Source organism: Guptibacillus hwajinpoensis (assembly GCF_005144865.1).
In the GTDB taxonomy this organism is placed as follows: Bacteria; Bacillota; Bacilli; order Bacillales; family Guptibacillaceae; genus Guptibacillus; species Guptibacillus hwajinpoensis_A.
Map to the genome: position 1 here is coordinate 115436 of NZ_SWFM01000004.1, position 16761 is coordinate 132196.

16 protein-coding genes and 1 tRNA gene are annotated in these 16761 nt (G+C 37.9%); 3 read left to right on the forward strand and 14 right to left on the reverse strand.

Annotation, left to right across the window (positions count from 1 at the left end; genetic code table 11):
- Positions 1-27: 27 nt before the first annotated feature.
- The 6 genes from FBF83_RS14660 to FBF83_RS20965 all read right to left on the reverse strand — a co-directional run bounded on the left by FBF83_RS14660 (position 28) and on the right by FBF83_RS20965 (position 5786).
- Positions 28-1020, reverse strand: coding sequence for a formylglycine-generating enzyme family protein (locus tag FBF83_RS14660; RefSeq protein ID WP_136947911.1), 993 nt, complete (start codon positions 1018-1020; stop codon positions 28-30).
- Between the two features lie 73 nt (positions 1021-1093).
- Positions 1094-2824 carry a PQQ-binding-like beta-propeller repeat protein gene (locus tag FBF83_RS14665; RefSeq protein ID WP_136947912.1) on the reverse strand — a complete coding sequence of 577 codons (1731 nt, stop codon included), beginning with the start codon at positions 2822-2824 and terminating at the stop codon, positions 1094-1096.
- 14 nt (positions 2825-2838) lie between these two features.
- Positions 2839-3561: a GTP cyclohydrolase II gene (locus tag FBF83_RS14670; protein ID WP_136947913.1), complete on the reverse strand. Its 723-nt coding sequence runs from the start codon at positions 3559-3561 to the stop codon at positions 2839-2841.
- 11 nt (positions 3562-3572) lie between these two features.
- Positions 3573-4538, reverse strand: a complete 966-nt coding sequence (locus FBF83_RS14675; protein WP_136947914.1) for a PLP-dependent cysteine synthase family protein — start codon at positions 4536-4538, stop codon at positions 3573-3575.
- Positions 4525-5613 carry a bifunctional diaminohydroxyphosphoribosylaminopyrimidine deaminase/5-amino-6-(5-phosphoribosylamino)uracil reductase RibD gene (gene ribD / locus FBF83_RS14680; protein ID WP_136947915.1) on the reverse strand — a complete coding sequence of 363 codons (1089 nt, stop codon included), beginning with the start codon at positions 5611-5613 and terminating at the stop codon, positions 4525-4527. Before ribD ends, FBF83_RS14675 begins: the two co-directional genes overlap by 14 nt.
- Before the next feature lie 14 nt (positions 5614-5627).
- A complete protein-coding gene (locus tag FBF83_RS20965; RefSeq protein WP_169525504.1) occupies positions 5628-5786 on the reverse strand; it encodes a hypothetical protein in 159 nt (52 codons plus the stop codon).
- A gap of 200 nt (positions 5787-5986) precedes the next feature.
- On the opposite strand from FBF83_RS20965, the gene FBF83_RS14685 reads away from it, so the two are divergent.
- On the forward strand, positions 5987-6844 hold the full coding sequence (locus FBF83_RS14685) for a helix-turn-helix domain-containing protein (RefSeq protein WP_255436181.1): 858 nt from the start codon (positions 5987-5989) through the stop codon (positions 6842-6844).
- Between the two features lie 577 nt (positions 6845-7421).
- Here the strand turns inward: FBF83_RS14685 and FBF83_RS14690 are convergent.
- The 4 genes from FBF83_RS14690 to FBF83_RS14705 form a co-directional block, all read right to left on the reverse strand.
- Positions 7422-8273: a DegV family protein gene (locus tag FBF83_RS14690; RefSeq protein ID WP_136947917.1), complete on the reverse strand. Its 852-nt coding sequence runs from the start codon at positions 8271-8273 to the stop codon at positions 7422-7424.
- A 355-nt stretch (positions 8274-8628) separates the two neighbouring features.
- Positions 8629-9564, reverse strand: a complete 936-nt coding sequence (locus tag FBF83_RS14695; RefSeq protein ID WP_136947918.1) for an aldo/keto reductase — start codon at positions 9562-9564, stop codon at positions 8629-8631.
- A 260-nt stretch (positions 9565-9824) separates the two neighbouring features.
- Positions 9825-9897 (reverse strand) — tRNA-Ala (locus FBF83_RS14700).
- 123 nt (positions 9898-10020) lie between these two features.
- Entirely contained in the window at positions 10021-10329 is a 309-nt protein-coding gene (locus tag FBF83_RS14705; RefSeq protein WP_136947919.1) for a YggT family protein, read from the reverse strand.
- A gap of 121 nt (positions 10330-10450) precedes the next feature.
- Here FBF83_RS14705 and FBF83_RS14710 point away from each other — a divergent pair, with 121 nt between their 5' ends.
- Entirely contained in the window at positions 10451-11443 is a 993-nt protein-coding gene (locus FBF83_RS14710) for a potassium channel family protein (protein ID WP_169525508.1), read from the forward strand.
- Here the strand turns inward: FBF83_RS14710 and FBF83_RS14715 are convergent.
- The 3 genes from FBF83_RS14715 to FBF83_RS14725 form a co-directional block, all read right to left on the reverse strand.
- A complete protein-coding gene (locus FBF83_RS14715) occupies positions 11434-11844 on the reverse strand; it encodes a YugN-like family protein (protein WP_136947921.1) in 411 nt (136 codons plus the stop codon). The genes FBF83_RS14710 and FBF83_RS14715 overlap by 10 nt on opposite strands.
- A gap of 434 nt (positions 11845-12278) precedes the next feature.
- Complete coding sequence (locus FBF83_RS14720) at positions 12279-13640, reverse strand: glucose-6-phosphate isomerase (RefSeq protein ID WP_136947922.1); 1362 nt, start codon at positions 13638-13640, stop codon at positions 12279-12281.
- A gap of 274 nt (positions 13641-13914) precedes the next feature.
- Complete coding sequence (locus FBF83_RS14725; RefSeq protein WP_136947923.1) at positions 13915-15078, reverse strand: iron-containing alcohol dehydrogenase; 1164 nt, start codon at positions 15076-15078, stop codon at positions 13915-13917.
- A gap of 310 nt (positions 15079-15388) precedes the next feature.
- Here FBF83_RS14725 and FBF83_RS14730 point away from each other — a divergent pair, with 310 nt between their 5' ends.
- Entirely contained in the window at positions 15389-15619 is a 231-nt protein-coding gene (locus tag FBF83_RS14730) for a DUF378 domain-containing protein (RefSeq protein ID WP_136947924.1), read from the forward strand.
- A 511-nt stretch (positions 15620-16130) separates the two neighbouring features.
- Here the strand turns inward: FBF83_RS14730 and yugI are convergent.
- On the reverse strand, positions 16131-16550 hold the full coding sequence (yugI, locus tag FBF83_RS14735; protein ID WP_136947925.1) for a S1 domain-containing post-transcriptional regulator GSP13: 420 nt from the start codon (positions 16548-16550) through the stop codon (positions 16131-16133).
- Between the last annotated feature and the right edge of the window lie 211 nt (positions 16551-16761).

Genomic DNA, 16761 nt, shown 5'->3' on the forward strand with positions numbered 1-16761 from the left:
AATAAAACCTTTCTACTAATTTCAGCATTATATATCTTCCGCCAACCTAAACCCCATAACATACAAGTCGCTCGGGAATTTGCCATGTCGCCTTTTACATCTTGCTAAATCCTTTAACCTTGTAAAGCTACCTCCTCTAGCAACTCTATAACTTCCTGCTTTTTTTAATAAATCATCCTCTACTATACTTCCCTTACTATAAGGTTGATAATTATCAGCAACGTACTCTTCAATATTGCCTGCCATATCTAACACTCCAAAGGGTGAGGAACCATCTGGGAATATGCCTACCGGCGTACTATCTAATATTCCAGCCTCAACAGTGTTGCACTTATTTTCAAGGAATTCATTACCCCATGGAAACTCTAATTGATCAGCGCCTCCCGCTGCATATTCCCATTCATATTCTGTAGGTAATCTAAACTTCCTTCCTGTTTTTTTCGATAACCAATGAGCATAATTTTCGGCAGTTTCAGGTGTAATTGTATATACTGGGTGGTTGCCCTTCTCAATAGGATAGCGTCCAAATTCCCAACTAGATGGGGTTTCTTCACCATATTGATCATTTATAAAATCTTTAAATTCCATGTTAGTGATTGGATATTTTGATATTTTAAAAGTCTTTACATCAACCTTGATTTTAGGTGTTTCTTTTTCTATCCATTCTTCTATGATTCCGGTTTCATTATACTGTTCTACAATTCTTGGTACATCTTCCTTATCCAATCCAATATAAATATGGTTGGATGGTATTGTAACCATTTGAGGATCTAGAGTACATATTCTGGTATCACCAAGTAAGTTCAACATTAACCCGGCAGCATACCTTTTTTTTAACGGCTCATTTAAAGATTCAATCACATTGATTAAACTCTTCTCATCAAGCTTTTGAATCAGATTAAATTCTTTAGATAAGTCATGTATATTTAAATTAATATAGTCTTCGGGTAACCCCATAGCTTCTCGAAATGACAAGTTATTGAGCTCACCTTTTTTATTTGCAAGAGAAATCAGTTGCATTATTTTTACCTCCTTAAATTACATTTAGATAGAAGAAAGATGATTGCAGTCACAATCACCTTTCTTCTATTTTTTATTGCTTAAATAACCTTAAGTGTTCGGAAACATCATTATTTTGATTAATTTTATAGATACCACCATCATACGAACTTGCATAAACATCATTTTTATAGCTGACTAACGAACTCAGCCCATTATTAGCTATCTTTAGAGGTCCGACTATACTATTATCCTCATTGATAATTACTATGTTCCCCCAGTAATCTCCACTTATAATTTTGCCATCACTTGTGGAAGTTACAGATTTAATCGAGTATCTGTGTCTATTATGTTGGTTTATAACTTGTCCAGAATTTTGATCGAAAACTCTAACTACTTTATCACGACTAACAACGATAATTCTGTTTCTACTAGAGTCTAATGTTACATCGTTAGCAATGGATAATGGACCGAAAAATTCTTTGAACACAGTTTCCTTAGTTTTATTAAAAACATATAATACGCCTTCTGATGAAACACTGACTATAGTATTTTCATCTAAGTCGAGTGCTTTCACGGCCCCGTCATGTGCATCCCAGGAACGGGATTCTTTTAAAGTAATTAGCGATACTTCGTGAATATAGCCTCCATATGTCCCAATAAAGAAAGAGTTTTGAAACTCATCGTAAACAATAGTATTTATTGGGCCAGTACTTAAGTTTATACTCTCTACATGACCTGTTTTTTTATTAACTATATGGATTTCACCTGCATGATCTCCCCAAGCTAAATATTCACCGTTTGTTGAAGTACTTGTTGCATTTGTAAGTACACCCTTTGATTTGGCAATCTCTTTTCCATTTAGCCTAAATACCCCATCATCTGAAGCACTAACAACGTTATTATTTTGATCAATTGCAATTCCATTGATCGAGGGGGTTGCCAAGACTTCACTTTTATTTACGTGTTTACTAGTATTCACATTCCACTCGTTGAATTTTTTTCCAAAACTAGATCCTATAACCTTTTTTTCATCAGATGACCAAGCAAGGGATCTTTCCCACTGATATGTAGTTGTTTCTAATTTTCTAAAGAGTGAAAAATTAGTGGTGTTCCATACTTTTATTTGATGATCATAACCGGCCGTAAGTACAAGATTCCCTGAAGGAGAAAAAGATACTTGTTTTATGCCCCTCTCATGAGCCTTTAGTTCTTGAACCAGTTCAAAGGAAGTAGCATTATAAAACATCACCTTGCCATCATCTCTACCAATTGCGAAGAGATTTAGTTCTTTACTTCCAGCAACCGTGTCTATTTCATAATCAAATGGACCTAATTCTTTTATTAAGGTTGATGTTGTAATATCCCAAATAAACACCTTTCCATCGTCACCTGTTGTAAATGCAACATCCTCTTTAATCCAAACACTTAATACATCCTTATCATGAAGACAAAATTCATTTTTTACAGCCCCTGTTTGGACGTCCCACACTAAACAACGATTGTCTCGAGAGACTGAAACTAATAATGTATCGTTATCATTAAAAGCTAAGTCTTCTACATCATCAGAGTGCGCTTTCAATGTATTCACTTTTTTATTAGTCTTTATATCATATAAATTTATAGTATAATCAGAGGAAGCACTTGCTAATAAATTTCCATCGTTAGACATTGTTAACCCATTAACAAGGTGCTCGTGTGATCCTAACAACTTGGCATCTCCTGTTTGTTGATCCCAAGAGATGACTTTTTTATCGTATCCCCCTGTGAAAATTCTGTTATTATCTTTGCTACAACAAACCGCAGTAATTGGACCAGTATGCATATAAATTCCTCCTACTAATTATTAATTAAGTGACCTGATTTTTTCACTTTTGTTTTAAGGTAAAATTCATTAAAATGAGATTTAGAAGTCCAGAGTGATATTACTTCATTTATATCAACCCCAGCTTCTCTTAAACTATTAATTTTTTGAGGATTATTTGTAATAAGTGTTACAGCTCTTGAGGTTAAATGCTTCAATATTGTGATCGCTTCGGAATATGATCTGCTATCTTCTTCTAACCCTAACTCAAGATTTGCATCCACCGTATCAAAATCATTCTCTTGTAAAATATAAGTTAATGCCTTATTAAACAAACCAATCCCTCTACCTTCATGATTGGCTAAGTAAAAGAGTGCTCCACTACCATTTTCAACAATCATATCTAATGATTTTTCTAACTGTTCTCCGCAATCACATCTTTTACTTCCAAATATATCACCTGTATGACAAATACTATGAAAACGTACAAATGGACTTTGATCCAGATTGTTTACATCTCCATATAATAAAACAGAGGAAAATTGGTAATCTCCTATATCATTGGAACTAACAAAATCAATTAAGTCAGTTTCGTTTTTGTCAGCTAGCGCTTTATTAAGCCATACATACCAGCTGAATTTAACAACTTCACCATTCACTTCAATAGGTAAATCAATAGGACCTACTAGAGCAAGATTATAGTTTGTACTGCATATGACTTCAGTATATTTTGATAGATATTTTTTCAGTTGGCTCATGGTAATCTCTCCTAACTAATCAAATTTTCCCATTCTTCTTTTGTACCTTGATCAGGGAAAACCGTAACCACTGTAGCACTCTCACCTAAACTTTTTGCAACTTCTTCAGCAACAATCAAATTAGCAGCTGCCGATGAACCAATTCTAATTCCGGACGTAATGTAAAAGTCATACATTTTCTTTAAGCAATCATCATAACTTATCTCCCAAAAATCATGGACATCATTTTCAATTTCTTCTATAAATCTCTGTTTTCGTCCATCTCCCAATCCGCCTGAACCAGCAAATTTAGGTAAGCTATTCGGAGGTTCATTACTTCCATATGAGAGTTCTTTGGGAATCACTAAGTGTAATTTTAATTTATCATTAACTGACTTTAAACTTTCAAAGACACCTCTTAATGTCCCCCCTGTTCCTACTGCAGCTACCCACGCATCAGGAGAAACTTCTAATGATTGAAGTTGTTTGATTATTTCTTTTCCAGTACCATTTTTATGAGCATTAATATTAATATCATTTTGGTGTTGATACAAAAATGTATATCTTGAATCTTCTTGAGACATTTTAATAGCTCTATCCATAACACCCCAAAAACCTTTTTCCTTATCAACTAATTCAACTGTTACGTTTAAACTATTTAGTTCCTCTAATAAACTTTTTTTTGACCCGGAACTTAGTACTAAAGTAAGATTAATCTCTAACAAATGACATTGTTTTGCAAGAGAAAGTCCAAGGTTGCCCCCACTGTACTCTAGTATGTGCAACTCTTTAGGGTTACCACTATAAGTTTCTAATACGTTTTTTAACATTGAAAAAGCTGGACGATCTTTAATCGAACCTGTTGGGTTTTCCCATTCTAACTTAGCGTAAATTCTTCCATTATTTTCAATTTTATGAGGTATCTCTAACAGAGATGTATTTCCAATTTTCTCGCTAAATTCTTTTAATTTATAATGATTAAATCTAGTTAGTTGCATACAATTCCTCCTTTTTAATAAAGGTTTTTTTTATATTGTCCTTTATTTGCTTAACTTCTTTAAGGTCATATTCTAAAGACTGGCTGATAGAATTTATTTTGAAATCTTGAAAAGGAGATAAACCTTCACCACCTATTATTATTGGCGCTTCATAAACAATTACACGATTATAAATTCTACTTTTCATAAAGTTACTAATAACTTTTGCTCCTCCTTCTACAAGTAAGGACATGATTTGCTGTTCTCCCAAATAATTAACAACCTCTGATATGTCATAAGGTCCATTTTCTAATCCCACAACTTTTACATTGGTACCAAGGTAAAAGTTGTCATTTTCTTTCCTAGTCAGAATAATTGTAGTAGCTTCATTATCTGTTAATACTTTTGAACTTAACGGAATACGCAGGTCAGAATCTAAAATGATTCTAATGGGGTTTTTCCCTCCAAATTCTAGCCTAGAGGTTAAAGAGGGATTATCTTTGATAACGGTTTCAACACCTACTAAAATAGCAGAAGATTCGTGTCTTAAAGTATGCGTATCCTTTCTACTTTCTGCATTGCTGATCCACTTACTTTCTCCATAAGCTGTAGCCATCTTGCCATCTAGTGATACTGCAGTTTTAATGGTTACATAAGGTCTTTTAGTAGTTATGTAATGAGAAAAGGCATCTAATAATTCATTACATTCATTTTCAAGTATTCCTACTTCTACTTTAATACCTTGGCTTTTTAATTTTTTTATGCCTTTACTAGAAACTTGTGGATTAGGATCTATCGCTCCTATTACCACCTTTTTTATTCCCTTTTCAATTATTAAATCCGTACAAGGTGGAGTTTTACCATGGTGATTACATGGTTCAAGCGTCAAAAAAAGTGTAGAACCCTCAGCTTGCTCACCTGCCACTTCAATAGCCACTCGCTCAGCATGAGACCCACCTGCAAATAAATGGGTTCCATACCCCACTATCTGATTGTTCTTTACTAATACTGCACCAACCGGAGGATTAGGATTAGTTTGGCCTTTAGTATACTTTGCTAGATTGATTGCGAAATTCATGTAATATTCATTATTCATAATTAAATGTCTCCTTAATTAAGAGCTCCTGGATCTTCATCAGAATATGTTGTAATTGTCTGGTTTAATGCTGTAATAGCATCTTCTGAAAATGATTCTGGGCTACTTGTGACTATTATAGATAGCACCATAATCTTTAAAACTATAGAAAAAACAATAGCTGACTTCTTCATATAACCACTCCCAACAAGAACAATACCTCAAGTATATTTTTTTTAAAAATTACAAAAACATCCATATTAACTGAAAATTCAATGTATCTTTAACTTTATCTATTAAAATCATGTTGGTATAATATAATTTATAAGAATATTTATAAAATCTACTTTTTTAGGACTGATTTATTATTACTAAACTTAATTTCGGAAAAAAAATTAAAGAATATAGAAAATCTATTGGGGTATCTCAAGCAGAATTAGCAGAGGGTATTTGTACTCAGGCTTTCTTGAGCCTGATTGAAAAAGGCGATTCGTATCCATCGATAGATATAGCTTATTGGTTGTCTTCTCGTTTGGGCATTAACATTGATTATCTAATGGAAAGTTCATTTGACAATAATCATGACTATTATTTAGAAGTAGAAGAGCAACTGAGAGAGGCAAGTACGAGTCGTTCTTATGAGTCTTTACAACAAATTATTAATACTGAGATAAATAACTATGTTTTCCAAAAGGGGTATAAAAGAAAGTTATTATTATGGCATCAGGGCATTGTTGATTTCTTTTATTATAAAAATCTCAATAAAGCATTACATACTTTAGATGTAGCATTAAATTTGGAGGGAAAAAATACTAAAGCTTATAAAATGAATTTAGAAATAATGATATGCAAAGGAAATATATATGTAGATACTGGTGATTATAAAACAGCGATAAATATCTATGAAGAAGTAAGTGATATTCTACTGCTACAGGAAAATTACACAGATATATATTTACATATTAGATTGCTATATAATCTTGCAAGGACACATATGTTATTAAATCAATACGAGTTATCAATACAATACTGCGAAAAAGCTATTAAAATGTGTCATAAGAATTACATTTTTTATGCTTTAGGCGACTGTTATATAATATTAGGTCTCAATTTACAAAAATCAGAAAAAATCGCTGAAGCTAAAGACGAGTTTAACAATGGATTAATTGCTTATAAACTCCAAAAAAATATATCAGGAATTCACCAAACAACACTTAAGTTAAGCGAGCTTGAGAGCTATCTTCCTAATTAATAAGCTAGTCACATAAGTTAAATGGAATCCTTCACCCCTTAATTTACGGTAAGACATAAAGTATTCTAATTTCTTATCTAATAAATGATGGATCTTACGGGCACTTGCCTATGGCAATTTTAAAAAAAGACGCAATCCCTGCAATTGGATTACGTCCTACCTATTTCTACACTTAATTGTTCTGCTTCTCCCAATACATATTCAAAACAGGTTTCATATACCTACACAGCTAATTTGAAAATTCCGAACTAAATGCTTTAAAATAATGAGCGTAGCCAGACACTCACCCTCCAAATATATATACATTATTAACAAGCCGCATTATTTTTTCTGTTTCTTCTTAATATGAATTCGCTCTCCATCGTCTCTACACCTACTAGAAGGAATATACTAATGACCGTGGATTCTTCCCTTTGTATTGGCGTGCCTACCTTTTAATGAATATCCTCTAAACGGTTCTCGCGATTCATCGTCCATTAATTTGCATACAATTAATGCCCTTTAACCCGTTGAAAGCTCAAGATTTTTTACCTTGAAATAGAATCAAGAGAAACTTCCCCACTGAGTCTAACCCGTACTATTCCTCTAAGCCCGCTATCCCGAAGCCCCCCGCTCCAGAATGAGTCGAAATCATTCCGCCCGCTTGGATCCATCTTATATTTTGGAATCCGTTTTCTTTGGCAACCTCATCCATCCGCTGCTTGATCCTTTCGTCGAGTCCGATTGAGTAGATAAAATAAAGCTGCTCTCGATCAATGTTGAATTCATTTAAGTAATCACTGAAAAGTTTTTCACTAGCTCCACTCATTTTCCCGCGGTACTTCTTTGTAGACATAAGCTTTCCATCTTTCAACTCAATGCATGGCTTTATTTTCAATAGAGCTCCAATCAAGGAAGCCATATTGCTTACCCGTCCTCCCGCTTTAAGAAACTCAAGGCTGCCTGGGATGAAAGCTAGCCTTGATTTAGGAACGATTGCCTCTATTTCTTCAACTAAGCGTTCCGGTTCAATGCTAGGTTCTTTTTCTAAAACTTTAGCGGCATACAATACAATTGCAGCTAATCCACCAGTAACGTTCAGAGCATCAATGAGAAAAACGTCTTCAAATTCTTTCGCAGCAATGACAGCATTTTGAAAAGAAGAAGACGCTTTTGATGTATATCCAATATGTATAATAGTGCAGTCTGGGAAATTCTCTCTTATAGTTGCGAAGAACTCTTGATACTCATGAGCATTTGTAGAGGTGGTAGAAGGTATTTTCTTCGTACGTCCGTAATAGTCATAAATATCCTGGACCGGCAAAGAACCGTCTAAATAATCCTCTCCATCCATAATGATGTGCATGGGAACGACTTGAACATCGTACTTTTCAGCTAAATCACCTGGTAAGTCGGCACCGCTTTCGGTCGATAAGATGATCCTTCGCATTCAATTTCCCCCTTGGTTATAGTTTGGTTCGCCTTCACTCTTCCTACATTATGCTTTAACTATACATGATAAGACTGCATTAGCATTGTGAAAACTTTATTTGCCGTACTTTAGGAGCGAATTTTGATGATTTGATACCTACAAGATTGAGGATTTGTGAAAAATCGGCGTGTTTGTTTTATGAGCTTATTAATGAAGTTTATCATAGGAAGGGAAACTTTCCATTGTGGACGGCGTTATCCTGAATTAGACTGCACTACAGGAAAAAAGGTGCCTGAGCCTCGAAACGTTACTAAATTAACATTTCGAGGCTCAGGCACCGAATCCATGCAAATGGTTGTTTATCTGATCATATTTACCAGGGTAGCTTCGAGTCCTTTATTTCTACTGCCCAAATATCCTTTAACTCGTTGATCATTTCGATCGATAAGCTGCCTTCTGATGCAGCTATATTCTGGTTGAATTGTTGAATGTCTTTTGCTCCAGGGATAATGGTAGATACTTCTTGATAGGAAAGAATAAATTGCAGTGCTGCTTGTGCCATTGAAATATCATCTCCCAGAATACGTCGAACTTGTTCGACTAGAATTCCTCTTCGTTCAATTTCTTCCGCACTCCATCTGCTTCTAATTCCGCTAAATCTACTTTTCTCATCATACTTTCCTGTCAGCCAGCCTGAATCGAGAGGCACCTTGGTAATCACGCCAACCCCTTGATTTTCAGCTGATTGTATCGCAGCCGCTGGTTCTTGATGAAATATATTAAACATAACCTCAATAATCTGACTATCCGTCTTATTTAATAGTTCATCCATCTCTACTCCAGTATCGACCGAAGCTCCATATGCTCTGATCTTCCCTTGCTCTTTCAGTTTTTCCAGTACTTCAAACTGCGGGCCGTTTCCATTAAGGGTTGAGAAAGGTGGGTTATGAAGGAGAAGACTATCAAGATAATCGGTATGTAACCTTCGTAAACTACCTTCTACTGATTCCATCAATTTTTCAGGTTGGAAGTTTTGTTCACCATTCGAATGATGTCCACATTTACTGCTAATGACCACCTGATCTCTTTTTCCTTTAAAAGCTTTCCCAAGCAGTTCTTCACTTTTCCCAGCTCCATAGTTAGGAGCAGTATCAAAGAAATTACACCCGGAATCCATCGCGTTCCTCACTAAATGAATTCCTTCATCCTCTGTCATCTTTCCCCAGTCTTTTTCATTCCCTAGTTGCCATGCTCCAAATCCAACCTCGGAGACTTTTATTCCTGTATTTCCTAAGTTTCGGTGTTTCATGAAATAGTTCCTCCTTTTCCTCATGCAAACTTCTATTGAAAGCTGAAAGTTACTATAGTTTTTAGAAGGTCTAACAAATAATATATCGTGCATGAATAATTTTTCGTATAAGATTCTACGTTACTATTTTAACAATAATTTCCTGAGTTTAGCTAATGAGGACTATTATTGATCATATAAGAAAGAGCCTTCCATATGTTCACTTTGAACGATGAAAGGCTCTTTCTATTATAGTGATTTTTCTAACAGATTATTATCAATGGAGCATAGCGGGCTCGAACCGCTGACCTCTACACTGCCAGTGTAGCGCTCTCCCAGCTGAGCTAATGCCCCGTATAAATGACAGCGATTTCCTGTCGACAAAATTTATTTTATCATAGCCTTAATCAGAACAGCAACTATTTTCTTACAAAAAGAAAGAAACGCCGTCTCCCGGCGTTTCTTTCTCCTACTACCTTACCTTCTCTCTCGTTCAGTCAATCCCATCGCAACAAACCTTACAATCAATGACGCGACAATACTATATACAATCAGTGCAAACACTGCCGAGAATTCAACGACATATTGGCCGACGAATTCCGTGGTTGGAAAGATATTTCTAAACGGATATAAGAGTGGCGCTGAGGTATCATAGATCCACTGCACGAATGGTGCACCGGGGTTTGCGCTGAATAGTTTCAATAATATACGAATTCCTAGAATCGCTTCGATGATGCCAAAGATAAGGCGTACAACCGATACGAGGAATGAAGATATAGTTCTCATGTTAATCACCCTTTTTTAAACTGTCATATCCTTTCTTTACCCTATTGCGATTGATCAAACACGTGTCGTTTTTTTCCAGTGATTGATGGACATAATGGGAATGGAGAAAGGAGCGTTTATTTTGAGGTTACGTAATTTAGTTTATTATATATCTCGGTATCCACCTATATTACAACTCGGTGTTTTAACTGCACTTATTCTTATTTCCATGGGCTTTATTATGCACCTAGTTGAGCCAGACATGTTTCCAACTGTTTTTGATGGGGTCTGGTTTGCGATTGTGACGGCATCAACGATCGGGTATGGGGATGCTTCACCTGAATCCGTTAAAGGAAAAGCGATTGCAATCGTGTTTATCATGTTCGGTGCGGGCTTCATGACTTTCTATATGGCAAAGCTCGCTTCGACTTTTGTGGTGAAGCAAGGTTCAATCGGGCGAGGTGAGCGAGGTTACACCCGTAGCAATCATGTGGTTATTATTGGATGGAATTCGCGAAGCAGGTATACAATCAGTGACCTGCTAGCTAACCAGCCGGAAAGATCAATTGTTTTGGTCGACCAATCGTTAACTGAAAATCCTCTTCAGAAAGAAGGGATTCATTTTGTAAAAGGGAATCCTGGTGAAGACAGGACGTTAAAGCACGCGAATGTAGAAGAGGCTCATACCGTTCTGATTACTGCGGATCAGTACAAAAGTGAGCTCGAAGTTGATATGCAAACGATCCTGACGCTTTTGACCGTAAAGGGGATTAATCCTACGGTTTATACGATTGTCGAGATTCTATCTCCAGAACAAATCGTTAATGCTGAACGTGCTGGCGCTGATGAAATTATTGAGAGTGCCCATCTACTCAGTACCGTGATGACGAATAGTGTTTTCTCACACGGGATTTCAACAACACTACTCGAGATACTGACACATTTGAAGCCAAATCAAATTGATTTTATGAGTGCGGAAGCGTTCAGTGACGATTCATTTTGTGATGTGGCACAGCGCCTAAATGAAAAGGACATTCTCATGATTGGTGTTAAAAGAGGGAAGGAACTGGTAATGAACCCCTCCCCTTCGTTTATCATTCAACCCGATGATCATTTACTTGTGATTCACACATAAGGCATGAGCGCTGCGTCGAGTTCTTTTAGATAGCGCTCACCGTATTTCAACCATTTCTCATCGATTTCAGCATCTTTATCTGTTGGCTCCTGAAACTGATTAAAAGACGCAGTAATATTGGTGATGTTTCCTTTTGGATCGACTCCTGCCTGGTACATATGAGAGAGCATGAACGGTTGACCGATTTCAACAATCGCGCCATCTTGATCTAGCTCTTTTTTTACAGCTTTTATCGGTACTCTTAGAAAAAGATAGCCGTCCTCATCATCGATTTTATAATCGAAATAGCCGTGATCATATTCCCAACCGCCTCCATAGCTATAGCCAAGTTGACGCAGCTTGTCTTCCATAATGCTAAGTTCAATCGTTTTGCCTTCGAGCACAGAATCCATTGGAATCATAGGTGCTTCCTCCCTGTTATACGTAGTCTACGCTTATCGTGTCCAAACAGAGAGAATTTCATGATAAGAAAAGCGCAAGCGCATTGTTCAACCGCGACAAGCTTAAGACCTTAAACGGGTGCGCTTGAGCTAGACCTAACTGAATTTCATACTTTCTTATCTTTAAATCTAAAGGCTCTTTTCTAAAAGATTGTTGCTTTTAAAAGGATTTTTATATAAAAACCACACTTAGCTAATTGGAGCGGAAGGATGCTCGACTCCTGCGGGACTAGCGGGACAGGTGAGACCCCACAGGAGCGTAGCGACGAGGAGGCTCACCGCCCGCCCCGCGGAAAGCGAGCATCCTGGAGCGGAAATTAACCCACGCTTATAGCAAAAATGTATACGAAAAGAGCCAATAAAAAAGAGAGTGCCGCAGCACTCTCCTTGTATTTCTATTCGTGAGACTTAAGACGATCCTCAAGCTCTGCTTTTTCTTTCTCGAATCCTGGCTTACCTAGAAGCGCGAACATGTTCGTTTTGTAAGCTTCAACTCCAGGCTGATCAAATGGATTCACGCCTAGAAGGTAACCTGATACAGCACATGCTTTCTCAAAGAAGAATGCAAGGTAACCGAAGTGGTAAGGCGTCATTTCTGGGATGTTCACGATCAAGTTCGGAACGTCACCATCTGTATGAGCAAGCATAGTACCTTCAAATGCTTTCTGGTTAACAAAGTCCATTGTTTCGCCAGCAAGATAGTTTAGCTTGTCCAAGTTCTTGTCATCTTCTTCGATTGTGATTTCATGGCGTGCCTTCTCAACGTTCAATACTGTTTCGAATAGGCTACGGCGACCATCCTGAACGTATTGGCCCATTGAATGAAGATCTGTTGAGAAATCAACAGAAGCTGGGAATAGACCTTTGTTGTCTTTTCCTTCACTTTCACCGAAGAGCTGCTTCCACCATTCAGAGAAATAGTGTAGGGATGGCTCGTAGTTCACAAGAAGCTCAATGTTCTTCCCTTTATTGTAAAGCGCATTACGAACAGCTGCGTACTGATAAGCTTGGTTTGATGCAAGGTCAGATGTGTTCAAGTCATCTTGAGCATCTTGTGCACCTTTCATCATATCTTCAATGGAGATTCCGCTCGCTGCGATTGGAAGAAGTCCAACTGCAGTTAGAACAGAATAGCGTCCACCAACATCATCAGGAATCACGAAGCTTTCGTATCCTTCTTCGTCAGCTAGTGTCTTAAGAGCACCTTTTGACTTGTCAGTAGTCGCATAGATACGGCGTCTTGCTTCTTCAACACCGTATTTCTCTTCAAGGAACTTACGGAAAATACGGAACGCGATTGCAGGTTCTGTCGTTGTACCTGATTTCGAAATAACGTTAACGGAAACGTCTTTTCCTTCAAGTACGCTGAAGAGATCTTTCACGTAAGTTGAGCTAATGTTGTTCCCTACAAAGAAGACTTGTGGTGTTTTACGCTCTTCTTTAGTTAGTACGTTATAGAAAGAATGGTTCAGCATTTCAATTGCTGCGCGTGCTCCTAGATACGATCCACCGATACCAACAACAAGAAGAACGTCAGAATCTGATTTGATTTTCTCAGCAGATTTCTGAATGCGTGAAAATTCCTCTTTATCATAATCATGTGGAAGCGTTAGCCAGCCAAGAAAGTCGCTGCCTGCTCCTGTTGAATTATGTAGCGCGTCATGTGCAGCCTTCACTGCATCCTTCATGTATGTTACTTCATGTTCGCCAACAAACGACAATGCTTTTGAATAGTCAAAACTTACTTTTGAAGTCATAGTTAGCCTCCAATTATCATTTTTTATTCTTCACTCAAGTTTAACTTTATCCGAAGAAGTATTCGAAATCAAGAACACCGACCCATGTAAGCGTATACCTAAAGAGATTTCTTTTTAAAGATCTTGGAACTGCTTTTGAACTAATATCTTTTCATCACTTTAGGGGACAATCTACAACGCTCGAATTTTAGATTATTCGATTGAAACCTTCCATCATTTCATCTCTATCAAAAAAAGACCGCTCCAAACGGAACGGTCCTTACATCATTTCTTCTTATAGAGAAGCTTTCAAAATTGCAATTACATCGTCACGCTCAAGTGACTTGAAATTACCGAAAGCGCCATTAGCCATTGCGCGGTCTGCCATAAGATCAATCTTGCTATCGTCAATATCGTAATCAGCAAGACGGTTAGGTGCACCAAGGCTGCTCCAGAACGCGCTTAGCTTGTCGATACCTTCAAGAGCGATATCGCGATCTGTTTTACCTTCTTCACTTACACCAAGAACCTTAACAGCAAGACGCTTGAACTTACCTACGTTCACATCAAGGTTGTGTCTCATCCAGTTCGGGAACAAGATCGCAAGACCACCAGCATGTGGAATATCGTATACAGCTGATACGGCGTGCTCGATGTTATGAGAAGCCCAGTCACCGCGAACACCCATCTGTAGAGATTGGTTAAGAGCTACTGTACCACTTAGCATGATTGTTGCACGGTGGTCATAGTTTTGCATGTCTTCAAGCAATTTCGGAGCTGTATCCATAACAGTTTCAAGAACAGAGAACTGCATGTTTTCTTGAAGCTCTGTTTCTGTTTCTGGGTGGAAGTATTGCTCAAGTACGTGAGACATCATGTCTACCATTCCGTATACTGTATGGTTCTTTGGAACAGTGTACGTGTTCTCTGGATCAAGGATTGAGAATTTAGGATGTACGAGTGGGTGTCCCCAGCCGTATTTTTCTTGTGTTTCCCAGTTTGTGATAACAGAACCAGGGTTCATTTCAGAACCAGTTGCTGCTAGCGTTAGAACTGTACCGAATGGAAGAGCTGCTTTTGGAGCTGCTTTCTTCGTTACGAAGTCCCATGCGTCACCATCATATTTAGCGCCTGCAGAAATAGCTTTTGTGCAGTCAATTACACTACCGCCACCTACTGCTAGGATGAAATCAATGTCATTTTCCTTACAGATATTAACACCTTTATGAACTGTAGTAAGACGTGGGTTCGGTTCTACACCACTTAGCTCAGAAACTTCTGCGCCAATTTCGTCTAATGTTTTCATTACGCTATCATAAACACCGTTTTTCTTAATGCTTCCTCCGCCATAAACAACGAGGACCTTTTTGCCGTATTGTGGAATCTCATTCTTAAGAGCTTCAAGTTGCCCTTTACCGAAAATCAATTTCGTTGGATTTTGGAATGTAAAATTATTCAATGTTATGTCCCCTTTCATTTCAAATCACGTTTATCCCAGCCTTAAGGCGCAGTAAACACTCACCTCTTTAACTTTAGTAACGCAAGAAGTTTAGGTGAGAGTTAACTGCCCCTAAAGGTCCGATTCGTTCAACTAACCATCAGAAATAAAACATCTCTGATGGAAGTTTGACTTTATTATGCCTCATTCTATTTTTAAAATAAAGTAATCTGTTTGGCCAAACTTTTTTTGCCAGCTATGCATAATGAATGACTCCGTGAGTTATCTTATGAATGAACCGCTATGTTTCCTAATAAAAGGAGGTAGTCTCATGAGCACAATACAACGCATTGCTCTTGCATTAGTTATTATCGGTGCGATTAACTGGGGCCTCATTGGATTTTTCCAATTTGACCTTGTAGCTGCTATTTTCGGCGGGCAAAATGCTGCGCTTGCTCGAATTGTATATGGTCTTGTTGGGTTAAGCGGACTTTATTGCCTAACTTTACTTTTCAAGCCGACTGAAGAGCTTTCACATGAACCAGATCGCTCTACAACATAATTAAGAATGCGTAAGCGCCTTGTCCACCCGCGACAAGCTTAAGGCGAGCCTCAATGTGGCGCCCTTTGCCACAATGAAGATTGACTTAAGACCTCGAGCGGGTAGGTGCTGTAGCTAGACAAAAAAAGCGGAAGCGCCCCGAAAGGTTCGACAAGCGCTGGAAGGCTTTCAGGTGAACACGGTCTTTTGTGTTCCACTGAAAGTCTGAAGCGATCGAGAACCTGGGCGCTGAAGCTAGAAATTGAAAAGCGGAAGCGCCTTGTTTACCCGCGACAAGCTTAAGACGAGCCTCAATGTGGCGCTCTTTGCCACAATGAGGCTCGTCTTAAGACCTCCAGCGGGTAGGCGCTGAAGCGAGACAAGAAAAGCGCAAGCGCCCGGTAGGTTCGACAAGCGCTGAAAGACTGAAGCGACTCGAGAACCTGGGTGCTGTAGCTAGACTTCACTGATTTTTTAATTTTCTTATCTTCACAAAAAAAAAGGCAGCCATATGGCTGCCTTCTTTCATCACTTACTTCTTAAGACGTTTGTTTAGCTGTGCTTGACGGTCGTTAGACTCTTTCAACCAGTCTTTAAGCTTATCTTCAAGCGTGTTGAAGCCTTGTGGAGAAGAAGTTTGTTGTTGTTTCTTGTTTCCACCGCCGCTTGGTGCTGCTGGGCGAGGCTTTCTTTCCGGACGCTCAGGCTTAGGCTGAGTAGCGCGGATTGAAAGAGAGATTTTACCTGAACCTTCTTCAACGTTAAGGATTTTAACTTTTACTTCGTCTCCAACAGTAAGTTGGTCTTCGATATTTTTTACGTAGCCGTGAGAAATTTCAGAGATGTGAACTAGACCTTGCTTTTGGTCGTCAATTGCAACGAATGCGCCAAAAGGCTTAATACCAGTTACCTTCCCTTCTACGATATCACCGACGTTATATTGTTCTGCCATGAAAACACTCCTAACAAATTTTTTCAACTTAACTAGTATAACATAGATATTGCGTCAAGACAAAGCATCCTACTAGCCCTTTTTTTAAAATCATACATCTCCACTAAGGGAATAGCAAGAATATTTATTTCTGTCCTTATAAGGATTTACTTTCAAAATAAAATTATCACAGGAAACTCTTGAAAACCCAATCATATCAACCCTTACACCA